This is a genomic window from Sphingomonas gei, from assembly GCF_004792685.1.
In the GTDB taxonomy this organism is placed as follows: Bacteria; Pseudomonadota; Alphaproteobacteria; order Sphingomonadales; family Sphingomonadaceae; genus Sphingomonas; species Sphingomonas gei.
Genome location: NZ_SRXT01000005.1, coordinates 304,110 through 323,930, shown reverse-complemented (window position 1 = coordinate 323,930; position 19,821 = coordinate 304,110). Strand labels below are relative to the sequence as shown.

Here is a 19,821-nt window from a genome sequence, read left to right as displayed (position 1 = left end):
GTCTCCCGCCGTGTTGTCGACAAATGTATAGACATTTCCAGCCGGATCCTAGAGGATCGATTCCAGTCGCTTCGAGGAGGTCAGCGTGCGCGTCGAGCAGCTGTGGAGCAACGTCAGGCTGGCCACGCTGCGCGGCGATCTGCCGGGACTCGGCGCGATCGAGGACGGATTGATCGCCGCCATCGGCGAGCGCATCGTCTATGCCGGCCCGCGCGCCGATGCTCCGCGTTTGGAAGCCGAAACCACGCACGACTGCGAAGGCCGCTGGATCACGCCGGGGCTGATCGATTGCCACACCCACCTGGTCTATGCCGGCAATCGCGCCCGCGAATTCGAGCTGCGGCTCGAAGGTGCCAGCTACGAGGCGATCGCCCGCTCCGGCGGCGGCATCGTCTCGACGATGACCGCCACCCGCGCCGCCAGCCGCGAGCAACTGGCCGCCGAGGCACTGCCCCGGCTCGACGCGATGCTCGCCGAAGGCATCACCACCGTCGAGATCAAGTCGGGCTACGGCCTGTCGCAAGCCGACGAGATCAAGATGCTCGAGGCCGCCCGCGCGCTGGGCCAGGCGCGCGCAGTAAATGTTGCTGCCACCTTCCTCGGCGCGCACGCCCTCCCGCCCGAGTTCGCCGGCAACTCAGACGGCTATGTCGATGCGGTGTGCACGCAGATGATTCCCGCGGTCGCCGACCTCGCCGATGCGGTCGACGCCTTTTGCGAAGGCATCGCCTTCAGCACGGCGCAGGTGCGCCGCGTGTTCCAGGCCGCCGCTGCGCACGGCCTGCCGGTCAAGCTCCACGCCGAACAGCTCTCCAACCTGCAAGGCGCCGCGCTCGCCGCCGAATTCGGTGCGCTCTCCGCCGATCATCTCGAGCATCTCGACGCGGCCGGCGTCGATGCGATGGCGCGCGCAGGCACGGTGGCGGTGCTGCTTCCGGGTGCCTTCTACTTCACCCGCGAGACGCGGCTTCCGCCGATCGACGCATTGCGCTGCGCAGGTGTCCCGATTGCGATAGCGACCGACTGTAACCCCGGCACCTCGCCGCTCACCTCGCCCTTGCTCGCGATGAACATGGCGGCGACCCTGTTCCGCCTCACCGTGAACGAATGCATCGCGGGCATGACTCGCGAGGCCGCCCGCGCGCTCGGCCGGCTCGACAGTGTCGGCACACTCGAGCCGGGAAAGCGCTGCGATCTGGCGATCTGGGACATCGGCGAGCCGGCCGAGCTCGTCTACCGCATGGGCTTCAATCCGCTCCACGCGCGCATCTTTGGAGGAAAGCCATGATCACGCTCGAACCCGGCGCCGTGCCGCTCGAGCAATGGCGGGCAATCTACTGCGGCGCCGACGTGCGGCTCGCCCCCGCCTGCCGCGAGGCCGTGCAGCGCGCCGCCGATACGATCGCGCGGATCGCGGCGGCGGACCATGCCGTCTACGGCGTCAACACCGGCTTCGGGCTGCTCGCCAGCATCCGCATCGCGCCCGCCGATCTCGACACGCTCCAGCGCAATCTGGTTCTCTCGCACGCCGCCGGGGTCGGCGAACCGATGCCGCGCTCGGTGCTGCGGCTGATGATGGCGCTCAAGCTGGCGAGCCTCGGCCGTGGCGCCTCGGGCGTGCGGATCGAGACGCTCGACCTGCTCGAAGCGATGGTGGCGCGCGATTTGCTGCCAGTCGTGCCGGCGCAGGGCTCGGTCGGCGCGTCGGGCGATCTGGCGCCGCTCGCGCACATGAGCGCGGCAATGATCGGCGTCGGCGAGATCGACACCCCTGCCGGGCGCTTTCCCGCCGAGTGGGCGTTGCGCGAAGCCGGCCTGATACCGCTCGCGCTTGGGCCGAAGGAGGGCCTTGCGCTGCTCAACGGCACGCAATTCTCGACCGCCTACGCGCTCGCCGGCCTGTTCGAGGCCGAGGCGCTGCACGCCGCCGCTTTGGTTGCCGGAGCGCTTTCCACCGAAGCGGCGAAGGGCTCGGACACCCCGTTCGACCCGCGCATCCACGCGCTGCGCGGCCATCGCGGCCAGATTGAGGTCGCCGCGATGCTGCGCGCGATGATGCATCATTCGCCTCTCCGGGCCTCGCACCGCGACGACGACAAGCGCGTCCAGGATCCCTATTGCCTGCGCTGCCAGCCGCAGGTGATGGGTGCGGTGCTCGACTTGCTCCGCCAGGCCGCGGCAACGCTCGGCGCCGAAGCCAACAGCGTCTCGGACAACCCTTTGGTCTTCGCCGACACCGACGAGGTCCTGTCGGGCGGCAATTTCCACGCCGAGCCCGTCGCCTTCGCCGCGGACATGATCGCGATGGCCTTGTGCGAGATCGGTTCACTGTCCGAGCGCCGGCTGGCGATGCTGGTCGATCCGGCGCTGTCGGGCCTGCCGGCCTTTCTCACTCCGCGCCCCGGGCTCAATTCGGGCTTCATGATCCCCCAGGTCACCGCCGCTGCTCTGGTCTCGGAGAACAAGCAGCGCGCTTATCCGGCAAGCGTCGATTCGATCCCGACCTCGGCCAATCAGGAAGACCATGTCTCGATGGCCGCGCATGGCGCGCGCCGATTGATGGCGATGGCCGACAATACCGGCAACGTCGTCGCGATCGAGCTGCTCGCCGCCGCCCAGGGCTATGATTTCCACGCCCCGCTTCAGAGCAGCCAGGCAGTAGAGGCGGTGCATCGCGAAGTCCGCGCCGCCGTCGCGCATCTCGACGAGGACCGCTATTTCCACCCCGATATCGCCGCCGCCGCGCAGATCGTCCGCTCGGGCAAATTGCGCGAGATCGCCGAGGCGCACGCCGTCCCCGTCCCCTCGGTAAGCCATGGCTGACGATTGGCTCCACATCCGCCGCGGAAACGCGCCGCTGGTGCTCGGCATGCCGCACACCGGCACGCAAATCCCCGACGATCTCGCCGCGCGCTACGTCTCGCCGTGGCGCGCGCGCAAGGATGCCGATTGGTGGATCGACCGGCTTTATTCGTTTGCCGAGGATCTCGACGCGACGATCGTCCGCACCACCCTCTCGCGCAGCGTCATCGACGTGAACCGCGATCCCAGTGGCGCCTCGCTCTATCCGGGCCAGACGACCACCGAACTCTGTCCCACCACCACCTTCGACGGCGAACCGCTTTATCTGCCCGGCCGGGAACCCGATCAGGCCGAAATCGCCGGGCGGCGCGACCGCTGGCTTCTCCCCTATCACGCCGCGCTGGCCGCCGAGCTGGAACGACTGTGCGACCTCCACGGCAAGGTCGTCCTCTACGACTGCCACTCGATCCGCAGCCACATGCCCCGCTTGTTCGACGGCGAACTGCCCCAGTTCAACATCGGCACCAATGGCGGCGTCACCTGCGATCCCGCGCTCGAAGCCGCGGTCGAGCGCGCCTGCGCCGCCACCGGGCTTTCGCTTGTGGTCAACGGCCGTTTTCGCGGCGGTTACACCACGCGCCACCATGGCCGCCCCGATCTGGGTTTCCACGCGATCCAGATGGAGCTCGCCTGCCGCGGTTATGTCGACGAGCCCGACACCCCCGACGAGAGCAACTGGCCGACGCCGTACGATCCCGCCCGCGCCGCACCGCTCGCAAACCATCTTCGGCACATCCTCGCTGCCTGCCTCGAATGGACCACCGCATGACCCATCGCCGCGACAACAGCCGCAATATCCGCGCCGCGCACGGCACCGAGTTGACCGCGAAGAGCTGGCTCACCGAGGCGCCGCTGCGCATGCTGATGAACAACCTCGATCCCGAGGTCGCGGAACGGCCCGAAGAACTCATCGTCTATGGCGGGATCGGCCGTGCCGCGCGCGACTGGGAAAGCTATGACGCGATCGTCGCGAGCCTGCGCCGGCTCGAGGACGACGAGACGCTGCTGATCCAGTCGGGCAAGCCCGTCGGCATCTTCCGCACCCATGCCGATGCGCCGCGGGTGCTGCTCGCCAATTCCAACCTCGTGCCGCACTGGGCGAACTGGGCCCATTTCAACGAGTTGGATCGCAAGGGCCTGATGATGTACGGCCAGATGACCGCGGGCAGCTGGATCTATATCGGCAGCCAGGGCATCGTCCAGGGCACCTACGAGACATTCGCCGAAATGGGCCGCCAGCATTTCGGCGGCAGCCTCGCCGGGCGCTGGATCCTTACAGCCGGCCTCGGCGGGATGGGCGGCGCGCAACCGCTCGCCGCGACGATGGCGGGCGCGTCGTGCATCGCAGTCGAATGCCAGCCCTCGCGGATCGAGATGCGGCTCAAGACGGGATATCTCGACCGGCAGGCCGCTACCATCGATGAGGCGCTCGCCGTCGTCGAGGAAGCGCACAAGGGCGGGAAGCCCGTTTCGGTCGGCCTGCTCGGCAACGCCGCGGAGATCTACCCCGAGATGATCCGCCGCGGCATCCGACCCGATGTGGTTACCGACCAGACCTCGGCGCACGATCCGCGCAACGGCTATCTGCCGCTCGGCTGGAGCCTCGATCAATGGGAACGCGCCCGCAGCGACGATCCGGAGGGTCTCGACCGGGCCGCGCGCGCCTCGATGGCAGGGCATGTCCGTGCGATGCTCGATTTTCACGCGCAGGGCATCCCGACCGTCGATTACGGCAACAATATCCGCCAGATGGCGTTCGAGGAAGGCGTCACCGACGCGTTCGATTTCCCCGGTTTCGTCCCCGCTTATATCCGCCCGCTCTTCTGCCGCGGTGTGGGGCCGTTCCGCTGGGTGGCGCTGTCGGGCGATCCTGAGGACATTTACCGGACCGACGCCAAGGTGAAGGAACTGCTCCCCGACAATCGACATCTCCACAACTGGCTAGACATGGCGCGCAAGCGCATCCACTTCCAGGGCCTGCCTGCGCGGATTTGCTGGGTAGGCTTGGGGGACCGCCACCGGCTCGGCCTGGCGTTCAACGAAATGGTTGCCTCGGGCGCGCTGAAAGCCCCGATCGTCATCGGCCGCGACCATCTCGATTCGGGCTCGGTCGCCTCGCCCAACCGCGAGACCGAGAAGATGCGCGACGGATCCGACGCGGTCTCCGACTGGCCCTTGCTCAATGCCCTGCTCAACACCGCCGGCGGCGCGACCTGGGTATCGCTGCATCATGGTGGCGGAGTCGGCATGGGCTTTTCGCAGCATTCGGGGATGGTCATCGTCTGCGACGGCACCGCAGACGCCGCGCGCCGGATCGAGCGGGTGCTGTGGAACGATCCCGCCACCGGCGTGATGCGCCACGCCGATGCCGGCTACGACATCGCCCTCGATTGCGCGCGGGAGCTGGGGCTGGATCTGCCGGGGATTTTGTAAACTCCCCTCCCTGAAAGAAGGAGAGTTGCTCACGGCTTCAGCGCGCACCCCGCCGGCACGCGCACCGGGCTGCACCGCGCCATCGCCTTCCCCGGCAGCGTCACCACGAACCCAGCCTGCAACGGATCGGGCGCGCCCGGGTAATAATCGGTGCTGACCGCCTGCGCCCCGCTCACAAACGCCGCCCGCGCCTTGCCGAAATCGCGGGTCCGCGCCTCGACGGTATTGGCATCGGTCCGCGTCCGCACGATCACGCCCTCCGCCACCCATTTGCGGATCTTCGCACCGTCCACCAGCGGATCCTGGACGATCTGGACCGCCGACTCGGGCTCGCCATCGGGATACCAGCCGAACATCGCCCGTCCCACGAGCGACGGGTGCCCGGTGCGATACGCGTCGGAGACCGCCGCGCGCACGTCGAGCAGCACATAGATTCTGCCCCGCGCCGCCTTCAGCGCCGGCCATCCGCGGGTTAGCACTGCCTCGCGCAAGGTCAACGCGCTCCCGCGCACGTCGTCGGGCGCGATCAGCCGCTTACCCGGCAGCACCGAACGGATCTCGCCATCGAGCGCGTCGAGCAGCCCCTTGTCGTCGAGACCCAGCGGGCCAGTGATCCCCGGCCGTCCTGAAGGCGTGTCGGCGGCGTTGATCGTGATCATGATCGGCAGATGGCTGGGATGCGCACGCGACCAGCGATCGACTTCTCGCAGGCACTTCACCAACGTCGGGCAGGTGCTCAGATAGTCCACGTCCGGAATGTGGAACACCTTGAACCCCGGCTTCAGCATCGCCGTGCGATCGAAGCCGGTACGCTCCCCCGCCGCCTTCGCCCACGCCTCGCCCTTGGGGTCGGCGTATCGCCCCCCCACGGGGTCGGCGAACACGTCGAGCTCGATCTGCCGCACGCCGGCGTCGAACTGCTTCGACAGCGGCACGTGGTAATAATCGAGCCCATCCGCCGATTTCGGCTCCATCGACCGCAGCTTGGCCATCACCGCGGCGGGAATGCGTGCCTTGAAGCTGTTGTGCGAGCCGACGACCTGGACGTCGTTCATCGCCTGCGGGGCGGCCGCCGCGCCGGCCGAAGCCAGCGCAGCGAAAGCTAGGATCGCCTTGAGCATCAGAACTCCGTCCGCACGCCGAACAGGATCGTCCGGCCCCAATAATGGATCTCGTTGTAGCGGATCGGATCGTCGCTGTAGCTATATTGCCGCGCACCGGCGAGGTTGATCCCCTCGAGGCTCACCGTGGTTTTTTCGGTCACGCGGAACGAGAGATTGCCGTCGAGCGAGCCGAACGCGTCGACAAAGCTCGGGGTGTTCGTAGTGCTGCCGGTGCCCGCCAAATACTTGTCGCGCCAGACATAGGACAGCCGCGCCGAGACCGGGCCGTAATCGTAGAAGCCGACGAGGTTGAAGCTGTTCTTCGACAGCCCGATCAATTGGTCTTTGATGGACCGCGCACCGGCGGTGTAGTCCGCCTGCACCGAGGTGTGGGTATAAGATACCTGTATACCGAGCCCGTCGAGTGGCTTCGGCAGGAAAGTGAACACCTGGTTGTACGCCGCCTCCGCGCCATACACTTTGGCACCGCCGCCATTGACCTGCGTGCTCAGCAGGATCTGGCCCCGGCCCGGGATCTCGACATAGACGTTCTGCTGCGTGATGTAGTCATCCATCGCCTTGTAAAACAACGCTCCTGTGAGCGAGCCCTTGCGGCTGAAATACCATTCCAGCGAGCCGTCGAACTGGGTGGCGACGAACGGGACCAGGTCGGGGTTGCCGCCACTGCCGGTCGCTGCGTCGGTCGAGACGCTGATCTGCGGCGAGCTTTGCGTGACGTTCGGCCGGGTCAGCACGCGGCTTGCGGCAAGGCGCGCGACGAGGGTCGGACTCAGTTCAGCCCGCAGGTTGAAGCTGGGCAGCCAGTTGTTGAAGGTCTTGGGGAAGCTTGCCGGGGTCGGCGTACTGCCAAGGATCAGCGTGCCGCTCGCCACCTGATCGGTGTGCACATAACGCACCCCGATATTGCCGGTGATGCTTGCGCCAATGGCGTAGTCGGCGCGGACATAGCCGCTCGCGGTCTTTTCTGTCACCACATAGGACGCGCGCTTGTCGCCGTTCGAAAGCGGCGCATTGGCAACCGCAGCGGTAAACAATTTGTCGTAGAAGACGCTGGTGATCGGCACGATCCAGGTCCGTGGCGCATTGCCCGAGACGTCGCTCAGGAAATCGTCATACGGGATTTGCTCATAGCCGTTCGGTGCGAAGGTAGTCAGCGGGATCTTGCCCGGATCGACGGTGAAGTCGCGCCGCGCATAATCGCGCTTGCGCCAGTGATATTCTCCCCCCGCCGCGATCTTGCTGAAGAAGCCGTCCATCGAATGGCCGACGTCGAGCCGGGCATTCCAGTCCCAGTCCTTGCTGTTCTTCGGTGCGATGTTGAACGGATAGAGGACGAAATTGGCTGGGTTGGTCGGGTCGACCGGGGTGGTGAAGGTCGGGATCACCTTATACCCGCCCGACGCGTCATAGGTGAGCGGCGCGTTGAACTGGATGCGGCTGCGCACCGTGCCCTCGGCATAGCTCGGGTGGAAGCTGTGCGCATACGACCAATTGACGTTGGCCGTGACGTCCCAGCCCTCGGGCTTCCAGCTCTGCTTCAATCCGACGCTGAGCAGGTCGTGGCGGTTGAGGCTGTATTCGCGCGTGCCCATGAAGCGCACATTGTTGATCGTCGCGGCGACCACGGTGTTCCCGTCGAGCTTGACCGATCCGGGGACGATCGAAACGCCGGGATCGTCGGGATAGATGTCGAGGCCGAACTCGTCATAGGCGACGTCGAGCCGCGTACCGAGCACGTCGAGCGTGGTCTCGAGCTCGTCCGAGGGCTTCCACTGCGCCGAAATCAGCCCCGAATAGCGCTCGCGATTCTCGGTTTCGATCGTCGGGCGCGTGCGGATCGGGGTGTACAGGCCTGCCGGGAGCCCGCCGGCGGCAGGGGCGGTGAACCGGTCGAGGATCCAGCCATTATTGTACCAGCGATCGTTGCGGACCGCCTTGGACCAATATTGCGCGCCGGCGAGCAGGCCGAAGGTGCCGTCGTCCGACTTGAAGCTGGTCAGCGCGGTGGCGTTCGGCTTCACCTTGTCGGTCATCGTCGTATAGGTGCCGCGCAGATTGAGCGTGGTCTTGGTGCCGACCTCGAGCGGGCGGAAGGTGTGCACGTCGATATTGCCGCCCAGCGCGCCCTCGGTCATGTCCGCCGTCGGCGTCTTGACCACGTCGATCTGCGAGACGAACTCGGCCGGGAGCATCTCGAAGCGGAACTGGCGGCCATTGGCGCCGCCATTCTCGATCAGGTCGTTGATCGCGACGCTGCGCCCGTTGAGCATCGTGCTCTGGAATTGCGGCCCAAGCCCACGCACGCTGACATACAGCCCCTCGCCGCGCGGCCGGGTGATCGCCACGCCGGTGACCAGCTGGAGCGCCTCGGCGACGTTCTGGGTGGGAAATTTGCCGATGTCGGTCGAATTGATCGAGTCGACGCCGTACGCGGCCTGGCGCTTGGTCTCGGTCGCCGCGGCAAGGCTGCGCGCATAGGAGCCGGTAACGACGACTTCACCGTCGTCCTCGGCCTGCGGCTCGGGAAGGGCCGTTTCGTCGGCGCCCGCGCCCACGGTCTGCGCCTGCGCGGACGGGATGACGCCCAATGCGGCGAGGGCGAACGGAAGGGTTGCCCGAAGCAGGCGCGAAGTGTGCGACATTTTGAATTTCTCCCCCCGGGTGTGATCCCCCGGCGAGGGCCGCCAATAGGTGCACGCTGTTGCGCTTTGGCGGCGGAAGCATTGCAGACACATTGCATTTGGCTGACGCTGGCGTGACGGCGCACACGATCCCCCTCTTTGCCGCGGCGGATGCTGAGTGTTAGAGGGGCCGCGTGGCCAAGACAGTGGAAACCGCACAGCGGCTGATGCCGGGTCAGGCGAGCACGCCCAGCCCCCTTTCGCGTCCCTTCTTCGAAGACAAGGGCCGCGCTTTCTGGATGCTCCAGGCAGGCGGCTGGAGCGGCTATCTGCTGCTGCGCAGCGTCGTCTCGATCTCGAACGGCTTTGCCGTCGAGCGGATCATCGCCGCGATCATCGAGGCGATCGTCGGCTATTGCCTGACCTTGCTGCTGTCGACGCTCTACGGCTTTTATCGCCGGCTGCCGCGGATCACCGGGATCCTGCTAACCCTGGCCACGCTGGCGCTGGCGACGGTGATCTACGCGGTGATCGATGCCTTCACCTTCTCGTTCATCATCCGCGAAGGCGATTCGGGGGTCACCTTCGCGCTGGTGATGGGCACGGTGTTCATCAACTTCACCGTGCTCGCCGGCTGGTCGGCGCTGTATTTCGGGATCAATTTCTATCTGATCGTCGAAGAGCAGATCGATCAGATGCAAGTGCTCGAAAATCAGGCCTCGTCGGCCCAGCTGGCGATGCTGCGCTACCAGCTCAACCCGCATTTCCTGTTCAACACGCTCAATTCGATCTCCACCCTCGTGCTGCTCAAGCAGACCGAGCGCGCCAACGTGATGCTGAGCCGCCTGTCCTCCTTCCTGCGCTACACGCTCGCCAACGAGCCGACCGCGCACGTCACGCTCGCCCAGGAAGTCGAGACGCTCAAACTCTATCTCGAGATCGAGAAGATGCGCTTCGACGAGCGCCTGCGCACCCATTTCGACATCGATCCGCGCGTGTCGAAGGCGCGGCTGCCGTCGCTGCTGCTCCAGCCCCTGGTGGAAAACGCGATCAAATATGCCGTCACCCCGCAGGAAGAGGGCGCCGACATCACCGTCACGGCTCGGCTCACCGGAGAACGAGTGCAGATCGCCGTATCCGACACCGGCCCCGGATTGATCGAAAGCAAACCGAGGCCGACCCTCTCAACCGGCGTGGGGCTCGCCAATATCAAGGAACGGCTGGCGCAGACCTTCGGGTCTGACCATCGTTTCGAAACGGCAACGAAACCCGGGGAAGGTTTCAGCGTTGAGATTGAAATACCGTTCCAGCTTGAGGAACCGAACCGAGAGGCCGCATGACCATCCGTACCATCCTCGTCGACGACGAACCCCTGGCGATCCAGGGGCTCGAGCTCCGGTTGCAGGAGCATGAGGATGTCGAAATCATCGACAAATGCTCCAACGGCCGCGAAGCGATCCGCGCGATCAAGACCCACAAACCCGATCTCGTCTTCCTTGACATCCAGATGCCCGGCTTCGACGGCTTTTCGGTCGTCCAGGGGCTGATGGAAGTCGAACCGCCGCTCTTCGTGTTCGTGACTGCCTATTCGGACCACGCCATCCGCGCCTTCGAGGCCCAGGCGATGGATTATCTGATGAAGCCGGTCGAGCCCTCGCGGCTCGCCGACACGCTCGATCGCGTCCGCCAGCGACTGGCCGAGAAGCGCGGCGTCGAGGAAGTCGATCGGCTCAAGGAAGTGCTTGCCGAAGTCGCCCCCGACGCAGTCGACGAAATGGCTGCGGCCGACACCGGCGAAATGGCCTCGAACCGCTTTGAGAAGCTCATCAACATCAAGGATCGCGGCCAGATCTTCCGCGTCGACGTCGACACGATCGAGCGGATCGACGCCGCCGGCGATTACATGTGCATCTATACCGGCGACAACACCTTGATCCTGCGCGAGACGATGAAGGACCTGGAAAAGCGCCTCGACCCGCGCCGCTTTCAGCGGGTGCACCGCTCGACGATCGTCAATCTCGACCTCGTCAAGCAGGTCAAGCCGCACACCAACGGCGAGTGCTTCCTCGTGCTCAATTCGGGTGCCTCGGTGAAGGTCAGCCGCTCGTATCGCGACGTGGTGGCGCGCTTCGTTCACTAACTCCCGTCCCCCGGCGAAAGCCGGGGCCCAGGGCCAGGCAGGTCTGCCCGAGCAGGCAACCCTGGATCCCCGCTTTCGACGGGATGGCTTGATTGCGCACCTAGGGCCCTCTAGAACATTCCGCGAACGAAACGGAGTGCTTCCCATGACCAAGTACGAAATTTTCGCGGCGCTGCACGTCCCCGGCGAGCCCCTCATCCTGTTCAACGTCTGGGACGCCGGGTCGGCCAAGGTCGCCGCGCGCGCTGGCGCAAAGGCGATCGCCACCGGCAGCGCCTCCGTCGCCGCCGCACACGGCGTCGGCGACGCCGAAGGCCTCCCGATCGACCTCGCGCTTGCCAATGCCGCGCGCATCGTCGCCGCGGTGGACCTGCCGGTGAGCATCGACTTCGAAGGCGGCTATGCCGTCGACGAGGAAGCGCTCGCCGCGAATCTGGCCGCGCTCGCGGCAACCGGCGCAATCGGCTGCAATTTCGAAGACCAGGTAGTTGGGGGCCAGGGCATGCACGCGATCGACGTGCAGGCGCGGCGAATCGCGGCGGCGCGCCGCGGCGCGGGTCCCGACTTTTTCCTCAATGCGCGTACCGACATCTTCCTCCAGGCCAAGCCCGACACCCACGACCAGGCCAAGGCCGAAGCCGCGATCGAGCGCGCGCACGCTTATGCCGGGGCCGGCGCCAGCGGGTTCTTCGTCCCCGGCCTCGCCGACCTCAAGTTGCTCGAACGCGTCTGCGCCGCCTCGCCGCTGCCCGTGAATTTCATGGCCTTCCCCGGCGCGCCCTTGGCCAAGACAGTCGCCGAGGCAGGCATCGCCCGGATCAGCCACGGCCCGTTCCCGCATTTGCTCGCGCTCAAAGCCTTCGAGGATGCCGCGCGTGAAGCCTTCGCGGACACCTAAATCCTCCCCGCTTCGCGAGGGAGGATTTCAAGCAGTGCCATGAATTACTCTCATGGCTGTGCCGAGATTTGATCCTTTGTGTCCTCCGCCTCCCCCGCCGCATCAAGCGGCAGAGGGAGAAGACACATGGACAGACGCAAATTCCTTTGGGCCAGCGGCGCAGTCGCTGCAGCCGCAACAGCCGCGGCATCCGCCGCGAGCACCGCCAGCCACTTCGGGCCCGAGTTCCGCAACGCCGTCGGCGCAGTCGAACGGGCCAGCGGCGGCCGGCTCGGGCTGTCAATACTCGACACCGCGACCGGCGACCGCTTCGGCTGGCGCGCGAGCGAGCGCTTCCCGATGTGCAGCACCTTCAAATTCGCGCTCGCCGCGGCGATACTCAAGCAAGTCGAAGCCGGGCGCGAGACGCTCGACCGGCGCATAAAGGTGGCGGCAGCCGACATCGTCAGCAACTCGCCCTTCTGCGAGAAGCGTGTCGGCGCCTCGGCCAGCGTCCGCGAACTCTGCCAAGCGACGATCACGCTCAGCGACAACAGCGCCGCGAATCTGCTGCTCCGCACGATCGGCGGACCGGACGGCTTCACCCGCAGACTGCGGGCGTTCGGCGATCCGGTGACACGGCTCGACCGGTGGGAGACCGATATGGGCGAAGCGAAGCCCGGCGATGTGCGCGACACGACCACGCCGCAGGCGATGGCCGATCTCGCCCGGCACTTGGTGCTCGGCCGAGCGCTGGCACCCACGAGCCGCGACCAGCTGACCGCATGGATGAAAGACACCCGCACCAGCCGGACCAGCCTGCGCGCCGGGCTGCCGGCGGGCTGGACCGTCGCCGACAAGACCGGCGCAGGCGGCTACGGCACCGATAATTTGCTGGGGATCGTCTGGCCGCCGCGCCGCGCACCTTTGGTCGTCGCGAGCTATATCACCGGAGGTTCGCTGCCGCTCGAGCAAAGCCGGCCGCTCCACGCGCGAGTCGGGCGGGCGATCGCAGCGGCGCTGAGGTAGACATGCATCCTGATGCGACATTGAAAAATATCGTCACCCCCGCGAAAGCGGGGGCCCATCTCCCGGATGGGCCGCGCGCATCACAGCTGCGGTAATTGCTGAGCGGACACGAGATGGCCCCCCGCTTTCGCGGGGGCGACGGACAAGGCGCCTCAGCCCTCGGCGTCTTCCGCCGCACTCTCGCCTTCGGCAGGCCGCTCGAACCACGCCTCGACTTCGCCGGTCAGCTTGATCGTCAGCGGTTGGCCCTTGCGGTCCATCTTCTTGCCCAGCGCGACGCGGATCCAGCCTTCGGAGATGCAATACTCCTCGACGTCGCGGCGCTCGACGCCTTTGAAACGGATGCCGATGCCGCGTTCCAGCAACTCGCGCTGGAAGTGGGGATTGCCCGGGTTGACCGACAAGCGGTCGGGAGGAGTATCGCTCATGGACCGGCCCTTTGCCGCTATTGCGCGACGCTTTCAAGGTAACGGTGGATCGCCGATACCACGACCGAGCCTTCGCCTACCCCCGAAGCGACCCGCTTGACCGATCCTGAGCGGACATCGCCCACTGCGAAGATCCCCGGGGTCGACGAGCAAAAGAAGGTCTCGCCCGATCCGGTGAGCACGAACCCGGCCTTGTCGAGTTCGATGCAGCCGTCGAGCCAGTCGGTGTTGGGCTGCGCGCCGATCATCACGAACAACGCCCCGACCTGGTGCCGCTCGACCGCCCCGCTCTGCCGATCGGTCCAGCTGAGCGCGCGCAGATGCTTGTCGCCTTCCAGCTCGGTCACTTCGGTGAACGGGTGGAGCGTGATCTTGTCCGACGCCTCAATCCGCTCGATCAGATAGCGCGACATCGTCGCCGCCAGCCCCGGCCCGCGCACCAGCATGTGGACATGCCCGGCGGTCCGCGCGAGATAGATCGCCGCCTGCCCGGCCGAATTTCCCCCGCCGACTACCACCGCGGTCTGCGCCGCGCACAGCCCCGCTTCCATCGCGGTCGCGGCGTAATAGATGCCGTTGCCCTCGAGCTCGGCATACAGCGGCAATTCGAGCTTGCGATAGCGCGCGCCGGTCGCGACCACCACTGTATGCGCCTTGAGCGTCGCACCGTCGTCAAGACGGATCGTGTACGGCCGATGCGCGCAGTCGATCCCCGCGGCGCTGCGCGACACCAGCAGCCGCGCCCCGAATTTCTGCGCCTGGACCTGCGCGCGCCCGGCCAGCGCCTGCCCTGAAATGCCCGTCGGGAAGCCCAGATAATTCTCGATCTTCGAGCTCGTCCCCGCCTGTCCGCCCGGCGCGACCGATTCGATCACGATCGTATCGAGCCCCTCCGACGCGCCATAGACCGCCGAGGCCAAACCCGCCGGCCCCGCGCCCACTACGGCGATGTCGTGGACATGCTCCGGATCGACCGCCGAGGCCAACCCCAGCGCATCGGCGAGCTGGGCGTTGCTCGGATTGCGCAGCGCCCGTCCGTCGGCGACCACCACCGGCAAGTCGGCATCGGTCAGCGAAAAGCATTCGAGGAACCCCGCCGCGTCGGCGTCGACTTCGGTATCGATCCGCCGGTGCGGCAAGGCGTTGCGCGACAGGAAGGTCTCGATCCGCGCGGTGTCCGAAGCATGCGCCGGCCCGACCAATGCCACCCCGGCGGTCCCGTGGAGCAGCATCCCGACCCGCCGCAGGATGAAGGCGCGCATCACGATCTCGCCGATATCGGGCTCGGCGGCCATCATCCGGCGGAACTCGGCGCGCCCGACGCGCACCACCCGCGTCTCGCCGCGCGCGCGGCCCGTCACCAGGATCGTCCGGTCGTTGAACAAGTCGAGCTCGCCGGTGAACTGGCGCGGGACATGCGTGTGGACCACGCCCTCGCGGCCCTCGACATCGGTGTCGACGATCTCGATCGTGCCGCCCAGGCACAGGAAGAAATCGACGCTGCGATCCCCGCGCCGGAACAGCAACGCGCCATCCTCCAGCACTTCTTCCGCGCCGAACGCGGCGACACGTGCCGCCATTTCCTCCGACAAGGACGGAAAAGTCTGCCCCTCGCGCAGATAGGGGTCTGAAGGATCGAGTCGTTGCGCTGGCGAATCATGTCCCATGCGCACCATTCTAGCGCCAAGACCGCACATGCGAAGAGCGGCGCGGACCGAAGCCCGCGCCGCTCGTCTCACGCGCTGCTCGGATCAGCGGCAGTAGCGCACGCGCACCGGCCGATCGAGATAGGGATCCCACACCCGCCGCGTGTGGCACCCGTCCCAGCCGCGCCGTTCGTAGTCGCGATAATAATAGCCGTTGGTCGGATAATAACCGCGCTGACGATAATAGCGCCGGTCATAGTCATAGCGCCGATCGTATCCATCATAGCGGTCGTAGCGACCGCCGCGGTCTCCGCTGGTCAGCGCCGCGCCGATCGCAAGCCCGGCGATCCCCGCGACGATCGCGGTTCCGGTATCGTCATGGTGGCGATAGCGACTGCGATAGCGCTGCGCCTCGGCAGTAGGCGCGACCGCAGTCAGCACGCTGGCGCCGAGGACGGTGCCGAGCACTGCCTTCTTGATCAAATTGGCCATGTGTTCCTCCTCTCAAACAGCGCGCCGTGGGCGGAAAACAACGCGATTCGCGGCGCTTGACCGGAGCTTTAACGCGCCACGCCTGAACGGGTTCGGAATCGGGTGTTCAGCCCGCGTTTAGCCGGTTATCCGGTGCGGCATGGCGAATTGGCTCCTCCGCTCCGAACCCGATGCCTATTCGTGGGACGATCTCGTCCGCGACGGCGCCACCGAATGGAACGGGGTGCGCAACTATACCGCGCGCAATTTCCTCAAAGAGATGCAGCCCGGCGACCGCGCCTTCTTCTACCATTCGAACACCGAAAAGGCCGTGGTCGGCGTGATGGAGATCACCCGCACCTGGCAGCCCGATGGCGACGACGGCAAATGGGCCAGCGTCGCAGTCAAGCCGATCGAGAAGCTGGCCAAGCCGGTCCCGCTTCCCGATATCAAGGCAGAGCCCCGCCTCAAGGATCTCGAGATGCTCCGCCAGTCGCGGCTCAGCGTGACTCCGGTCCGCGACCAGGAATGGGCGGTGCTGCTGGAGATGGCAGGTGATTAGGTCCTCCCAGAACGGACGGGCCTCGGCGGGAACTGCATCCCCGGTGCAAACCTTACTTCGCGTAGAGGTCACACGTCGAACGGACGGCCGCGGGAGCCGGATTGAACAACCGCGAATAATCCCGCTTGTCGCGAACGATGAACGAAGCGACGTATCGAATCCGCCTGGTCGCGAACAGGCTCTGGAAGAGCGAGCCAAACACCGGCTGATAGTCGTAGTTGACTTCGACGAACATGACGCCCGACGCTGGCGGGGCGCTGACTGCGGCGCCGCTGTCGCCCATGCCCGACGAAGCCACGCCGGCATTGCCGGACGTCGCGTCGGTCCCTGCGGTCGCGGTCGTGCGTCCATATGTCGAGTCGTACCCCGTCCCGGCCTTCAGCCCGGCGCATCGTTGCCAGTGAATGCGCTGGACTGGCGCGGTGTCGTAGCTTTGTTGAATATTTTCGAGGCTGGATAGCGTGATCCGGCCGTTCGTCGTCAGATTGATGCCACTGGACTCAAGGCGCGCCGCCTGCAGGACGTCGTTGACGTCGACTTCGCGAAGCTGCGTCTTGGCAAGCGGGCTCGCCAGGCCGACGCGAGATGCGTTGTCGGCGAGGTTCATCGCCACTTGACTGACGCGTAGATTGACCAGTGCGAGACTGGCGCCCTCCACGCCGAAGCCACCCAACGACAACAGGATCGGCAGGACGAGCGCGAATTCGAGCAGTGCCAGGCCGCTACGGTCGTTCCACAGCTCTCGCAAGGCGCGGCGGCGCACGTTGTGCCTCATGTGCATATGTTCGCGACTGCTGTCGTCGCTTGGGAGGCGTAAGGCTGGTTCTTGAGCGTGGTGGTCGCCGTCAGGGTCTGGTTGCTGCCCCATCCGAACCACCCTGCCACGGGGAACAGGCGCGGATAGGTCATGGTTACGGTATAGACAGCGACGTCGCCGGCGCCGCCCTGCCCCGACTTGCCGGGATCGGCATCCCAGATTCCGTTGCCGTTGATATCGCCGAAACACTCGCCGGCGTCCCGAATCCCGTTGGCGTTCGCATCCGTAAAGGCTTCGGGCGCAATATTCCCGAACTGCGCGTAATTCTTGCGCGTCGACGAAAATGTCGCATTCTTGGCCACGGTCCGGACCATTGCGATGACCTTCTGGTCCAGCGCATCGGTGCGGGCGCCGGCGCCCTGGATCGTCGAATCGCGGCCGGCTTTCTGCATCGCGCCGCTCAGGACGGCACGTACATATGCCTGGTAGCTCAGTTCACCGAATCCCATGATGACCGTGAGGAACACGGGCGAGATGATCGCGAACTCGATGAGCGCCGCGCCGCGACTGTCGCGGCGCAGCGATGTGAAAAGGCGGATCACTTCGAAATTCGCAGCATCGCGACCTGGTCGGCGATCGCCCGAAACGCATTGGTCAAGGCGGTGTTGTCGCTCGCATAATAAGCCTGGCCGGGGGTGGCACAGGACGTGAGCTCGGGGGTGAGCGTCTGCCCGAAGCTGATCACGAAGACCGTGATGCCGCGTGTCTTTGCTGCGCCGCATTCCGCGACGAACCGCGCATTGTGGTAGGTTTCGTCGTTCGAATAGCTGCCCCCCGTCACGCGCTTGTCGTAATATTCCAGCCCGTACATGCCGTAGATGTTCTGGTTCGGCGCCATGTCGCCGTCGGTCATGAAGACGATGTAGCGGTTCGGCGCATTGCGCCCGGGCCAGGCGCTAGTATCGGCGGCAAACAGCCCAGTCGGCGATAACAGGCGCGTGCCCCAGATCATCCCCGTATCGTGGTAGGTGCCGCCCTGCGCCTTGAAATCGACCGAGTTCAGGTACGCCGAGACATCGGCACGCGCCATCGTCGCCAGGCGCTGCGCGGGCTTTCCGCACGAGACATAGCCCAGTGCGATATTGTTGTAGAGCTGCATGCTCGTGAAAGCGGCAAGCCCCGTCGTGCTCGTCGTATCGCCATAGGGATTGGTGCTGGAGCCGCTGTCGCTGACCGGGTTCATGCTCGAGCCGCGATAATAGATGACGTCCGGCCACATCGGCCGCCATCTGGTCGCATCGGTCGTCGCCGGAAGGTCCGGATCGAGATCCGCCGGCAGACTGGCCGCGCTGAAGCTGGACGACGCAGTGGTGTCGCGTTCCTCGATGCACCCTTGCCACGTGGACGTCGCGGCGGTGATCTTGCTCGGGTCGTCCACGGCGTTGCCAGCGACATATTGGCTCACGTCGAGCGGCCATTTGCCATAGCTCCACAGCGGTTTCACCGGCTGGCTGTAAACGGTGCAGTATCCGCCGCTGCCCGTCGACCAGCTCACCGTCCTGACCGTCGCAGTGCCCGAAGTCGTGAAGGCGTTGGTCCCGCTCGGAACGCGGCCGGCATAGCCATTGCAAGTGTTTTGGCTGGTATTGCCCGAGGTGGCCGACGTCGCCGACCCGTTATTGGCGTCGCCCGCTATCTTTCGGGTCTGATAGCTCCAGGTCGTGACGAAGGATGTCGACGGAAGCAGACGCCCGACATTGGCCGTCGAGGTGTAGGGGACGAAGCCATAGCGGATGTGCGTCGCGCTATCGACGTTCGCCATCAAGGTGTCGTAGAATGTGAGCACCGCAGACCGCAGCCCGGAAAGCTTCGAGCCCGATTTTTCGGTGACATAATAGCCGGTGGTGCCGTCCGCACGCGTGTAGCTGGCGACCGCCTGGCTACACCCGGCCGTTCCATCCGAAGTCAGGCATGCCATTGACCCGGTAGTATCCAGCACGAGCATGATGTCTGCATCCGCGATGTCGTATCGCGCCTCGCAGCTGACCGATATCGTCTGCGAGGGGTTCCCGAAGATCGCCATCAGGGTGAGCGGCACGGTGGCGGCAGCCGTACCGGCGACCTGGCTGTCCGCGGTCTTGCTCGGGGCGAAGGCCACATTCGAAGTGCCGAACCAGCCGGCGCGAAAATTATTGACGAAGAAGGATTGCGCCTGCGCCGATGCAACGCTGTCCAACGGCGTCGACGGAGAGGTGTCGGTCATCGACTTGCGGCCCGCGAGCACGCCGGCATCGCAGGCCTGCTGCAGCCGGCCCTTCACCACGTAGAGGCGACCGACATCGATCGCAGAGCCCGCAAATGCCGCCAGCGGGATTATGAACGCCGCGGCCATGGCGAGGGTGCTGCCTCGCTCGTCGCGGGCCAAGCGCCCCAGAAAGGTTCTTGGTCGCACTGGTTCATTGCCCTGTCTGAAATGGTGCCCGCCCCCCAGTCTCGGGGACGATCGTCCGTGCCTTTCGGGGTGGGCGCGCGAGGTTAAGGGGTTGGTAAGATCGGCCTCAGGGCAACCCCTTGAAGCCAGGCGATTATTCGTCAGAGCCCGGGCGACGACGAGCAGCGGCGGATCAAGTCTCCGCAGTTCTTGCGCACGCGAGGGCGAGGCGGCGGGCTAAAGTCGAGCGCGAACTCCGACGAAAGGCGCCAGTGTCAGTTTCATGTAGCTGATTCTTGTTCCCGTCCAGGGTCACAAGCGGGGCGCTCCGGGCTCCTGGGCCCCTGCTTTCGCAGGGGAACTGACCTGCTTCAATTTAGGCGGGATCGACTCCAGGCCGCAATCCAATCGCCGCCAGCACAAACAAAAACGCCGGGGTC

At 65.8% G+C, this 19,821-nt stretch carries 17 protein-coding genes; 9 read left to right on the top strand and 8 right to left on the bottom strand.

The genetic code is table 11. The features are described from left to right. Window positions 1–85: 85 nt before the first annotated feature. From hutI to hutU, 4 genes are read left to right on the top strand one after another with little or no spacing between them, the layout of a single operon-like run. A complete protein-coding gene (hutI, locus tag E5A73_RS14305; RefSeq protein WP_135964513.1) occupies window positions 86–1,288 on the top strand; it encodes an imidazolonepropionase in 1,203 nt (400 codons plus the stop codon). After that, window positions 1,285–2,823: a histidine ammonia-lyase gene (hutH, locus tag E5A73_RS14300; RefSeq protein ID WP_135964512.1), complete on the top strand. Its 1,539-nt coding sequence runs from the start codon at window positions 1,285–1,287 to the stop codon at window positions 2,821–2,823. The genes hutI and hutH overlap by 4 nt, the downstream gene beginning before the upstream one ends. Beyond that, window positions 2,816–3,631, top strand: coding sequence for an N-formylglutamate deformylase (gene hutG, locus E5A73_RS14295; protein WP_135964511.1), 816 nt, complete (start codon window positions 2,816–2,818; stop codon window positions 3,629–3,631). Before hutH ends, hutG begins: the two co-directional genes overlap by 8 nt. Continuing rightward, window positions 3,628–5,295 (top strand): urocanate hydratase, encoded by a 1,668-nt coding sequence (gene hutU, locus E5A73_RS14290; protein WP_135964510.1) that lies wholly within the window; start codon window positions 3,628–3,630, stop codon window positions 5,293–5,295. The genes hutG and hutU overlap by 4 nt, the downstream gene beginning before the upstream one ends. A 29-nt stretch (window positions 5,296–5,324) precedes the next feature. Here the strand turns inward: hutU and E5A73_RS14285 are convergent, their stop codons facing one another. Beyond that, window positions 5,325–6,416 carry a Ca2+-dependent phosphoinositide-specific phospholipase C gene (locus E5A73_RS14285; protein ID WP_135964509.1) on the bottom strand — a complete coding sequence of 364 codons (1,092 nt, stop codon included), beginning with the start codon at window positions 6,414–6,416 and terminating at the stop codon, window positions 5,325–5,327. After that, window positions 6,416–9,061: a TonB-dependent receptor gene (locus E5A73_RS14280; protein WP_135964508.1), complete on the bottom strand. Its 2,646-nt coding sequence runs from the start codon at window positions 9,059–9,061 to the stop codon at window positions 6,416–6,418. The genes E5A73_RS14285 and E5A73_RS14280 overlap by 1 nt, the downstream gene beginning before the upstream one ends. 206 nt (window positions 9,062–9,267) lie before the next feature. Here E5A73_RS14280 and E5A73_RS14275 point away from each other — a divergent pair, with 206 nt between their 5' ends. The 4 genes from E5A73_RS14275 (at window position 9,268) to bla (ending at window position 13,086) form a co-directional block, all read left to right on the top strand. Further along, window positions 9,268–10,380, top strand: coding sequence for a sensor histidine kinase (locus tag E5A73_RS14275; RefSeq protein WP_135964630.1), 1,113 nt, complete (start codon window positions 9,268–9,270; stop codon window positions 10,378–10,380). Beyond that, entirely contained in the window at window positions 10,377–11,180 is an 804-nt protein-coding gene (locus E5A73_RS14270; RefSeq protein ID WP_135964507.1) for a LytR/AlgR family response regulator transcription factor, read from the top strand. The genes E5A73_RS14275 and E5A73_RS14270 overlap by 4 nt, the downstream gene beginning before the upstream one ends. A gap of 145 nt (window positions 11,181–11,325) precedes the next feature. Then, on the top strand, window positions 11,326–12,078 hold the full coding sequence (locus E5A73_RS14265) for an isocitrate lyase/PEP mutase family protein (protein ID WP_135964506.1): 753 nt from the start codon (window positions 11,326–11,328) through the stop codon (window positions 12,076–12,078). A gap of 126 nt (window positions 12,079–12,204) precedes the next feature. Next, window positions 12,205–13,086, top strand: a complete 882-nt coding sequence (bla, locus tag E5A73_RS14260) for a class A beta-lactamase (protein WP_135964505.1) — start codon at window positions 12,205–12,207, stop codon at window positions 13,084–13,086. Window positions 13,087–13,238: 152 nt separating this feature from the next. Here the strand turns inward: bla and E5A73_RS14255 are convergent, their stop codons facing one another. The 3 genes from E5A73_RS14255 to E5A73_RS14245 form a co-directional block, all read right to left on the bottom strand. Further along, entirely contained in the window at window positions 13,239–13,514 is a 276-nt protein-coding gene (locus tag E5A73_RS14255; protein WP_135964504.1) for a DUF3297 family protein, read from the bottom strand. Window positions 13,515–13,531: 17 nt separating this feature from the next. Next, window positions 13,532–15,094 (bottom strand): FAD-dependent oxidoreductase, encoded by a 1,563-nt coding sequence (locus E5A73_RS14250; protein ID WP_240700188.1) that lies wholly within the window; start codon window positions 15,092–15,094, stop codon window positions 13,532–13,534. Window positions 15,095–15,265: 171 nt separating this feature from the next. After that, window positions 15,266–15,652, bottom strand: a complete 387-nt coding sequence (locus E5A73_RS14245) for a hypothetical protein (RefSeq protein ID WP_135964503.1) — start codon at window positions 15,650–15,652, stop codon at window positions 15,266–15,268. Window positions 15,653–15,791: 139 nt separating this feature from the next. On the opposite strand from E5A73_RS14245, the gene E5A73_RS14240 reads away from it, so the two are divergent. After that, window positions 15,792–16,193 (top strand): EVE domain-containing protein, encoded by a 402-nt coding sequence (locus E5A73_RS14240; RefSeq protein WP_135964502.1) that lies wholly within the window; start codon window positions 15,792–15,794, stop codon window positions 16,191–16,193. A gap of 52 nt (window positions 16,194–16,245) precedes the next feature. Here the strand turns inward: E5A73_RS14240 and E5A73_RS14235 are convergent, their stop codons facing one another. Genes E5A73_RS14235 through E5A73_RS14225 form a run of 3 tightly spaced genes read right to left on the bottom strand, consistent with a single transcriptional unit; the run spans window position 16,246 to window position 19,402 of the window. Next, on the bottom strand, window positions 16,246–16,968 hold the full coding sequence (locus E5A73_RS14235; protein ID WP_135964501.1) for a TadE/TadG family type IV pilus assembly protein: 723 nt from the start codon (window positions 16,966–16,968) through the stop codon (window positions 16,246–16,248). Then, window positions 16,965–17,552 (bottom strand): TadE/TadG family type IV pilus assembly protein, encoded by a 588-nt coding sequence (locus E5A73_RS14230; protein WP_135964500.1) that lies wholly within the window; start codon window positions 17,550–17,552, stop codon window positions 16,965–16,967. Before E5A73_RS14230 ends, E5A73_RS14235 begins: the two co-directional genes overlap by 4 nt. Then, window positions 17,549–19,402, bottom strand: coding sequence for a TadE/TadG family type IV pilus assembly protein (locus E5A73_RS14225; RefSeq protein WP_276605811.1), 1,854 nt, complete (start codon window positions 19,400–19,402; stop codon window positions 17,549–17,551). The genes E5A73_RS14230 and E5A73_RS14225 overlap by 4 nt, the downstream gene beginning before the upstream one ends. Window positions 19,403–19,821 lie beyond the last annotated feature (419 nt).

Bases quoted from the DNA above. Each gene is read 5' to 3' on its own strand.
- E5A73_RS14280 (WP_135964508.1), bottom strand. From the start codon at position 9,061: ATGTCGCACACTTCGCGCCTGCTTCGGGCAACCCTTCCGTTCGCCCTC.
- E5A73_RS14275 (WP_135964630.1), top strand. From the start codon at position 9,268: ATGCCGGGTCAGGCGAGCACGCCCAGCCCCCTTTCGCGTCCCTTCTTC.
- bla (WP_135964505.1), top strand. From the start codon at position 12,205: ATGGACAGACGCAAATTCCTTTGGGCCAGCGGCGCAGTCGCTGCAGCC.
- E5A73_RS14235 (WP_135964501.1), bottom strand. From the start codon at position 16,968: ATGAGGCACAACGTGCGCCGCCGCGCCTTGCGAGAGCTGTGGAACGAC.
- hutG (WP_135964511.1), top strand. From the start codon at position 2,816: ATGGCTGACGATTGGCTCCACATCCGCCGCGGAAACGCGCCGCTGGTG.
- E5A73_RS14270 (WP_135964507.1), top strand. From the start codon at position 10,377: ATGACCATCCGTACCATCCTCGTCGACGACGAACCCCTGGCGATCCAG.
- E5A73_RS14255 (WP_135964504.1), bottom strand. From the start codon at position 13,514: ATGAGCGATACTCCTCCCGACCGCTTGTCGGTCAACCCGGGCAATCCC.
- hutH (WP_135964512.1), top strand. From the start codon at position 1,285: ATGATCACGCTCGAACCCGGCGCCGTGCCGCTCGAGCAATGGCGGGCA.
- E5A73_RS14285 (WP_135964509.1), bottom strand. From the start codon at position 6,416: ATGCTCAAGGCGATCCTAGCTTTCGCTGCGCTGGCTTCGGCCGGCGCG.
- E5A73_RS14245 (WP_135964503.1), bottom strand. From the start codon at position 15,652: ATGGCCAATTTGATCAAGAAGGCAGTGCTCGGCACCGTCCTCGGCGCC.
- E5A73_RS14240 (WP_135964502.1), top strand. From the start codon at position 15,792: ATGGCGAATTGGCTCCTCCGCTCCGAACCCGATGCCTATTCGTGGGAC.
- hutU (WP_135964510.1), top strand. From the start codon at position 3,628: ATGACCCATCGCCGCGACAACAGCCGCAATATCCGCGCCGCGCACGGC.
- E5A73_RS14250 (WP_240700188.1), bottom strand. From the start codon at position 15,094: ATGGCGGCACGTGTCGCCGCGTTCGGCGCGGAAGAAGTGCTGGAGGAT.
- E5A73_RS14265 (WP_135964506.1), top strand. From the start codon at position 11,326: ATGACCAAGTACGAAATTTTCGCGGCGCTGCACGTCCCCGGCGAGCCC.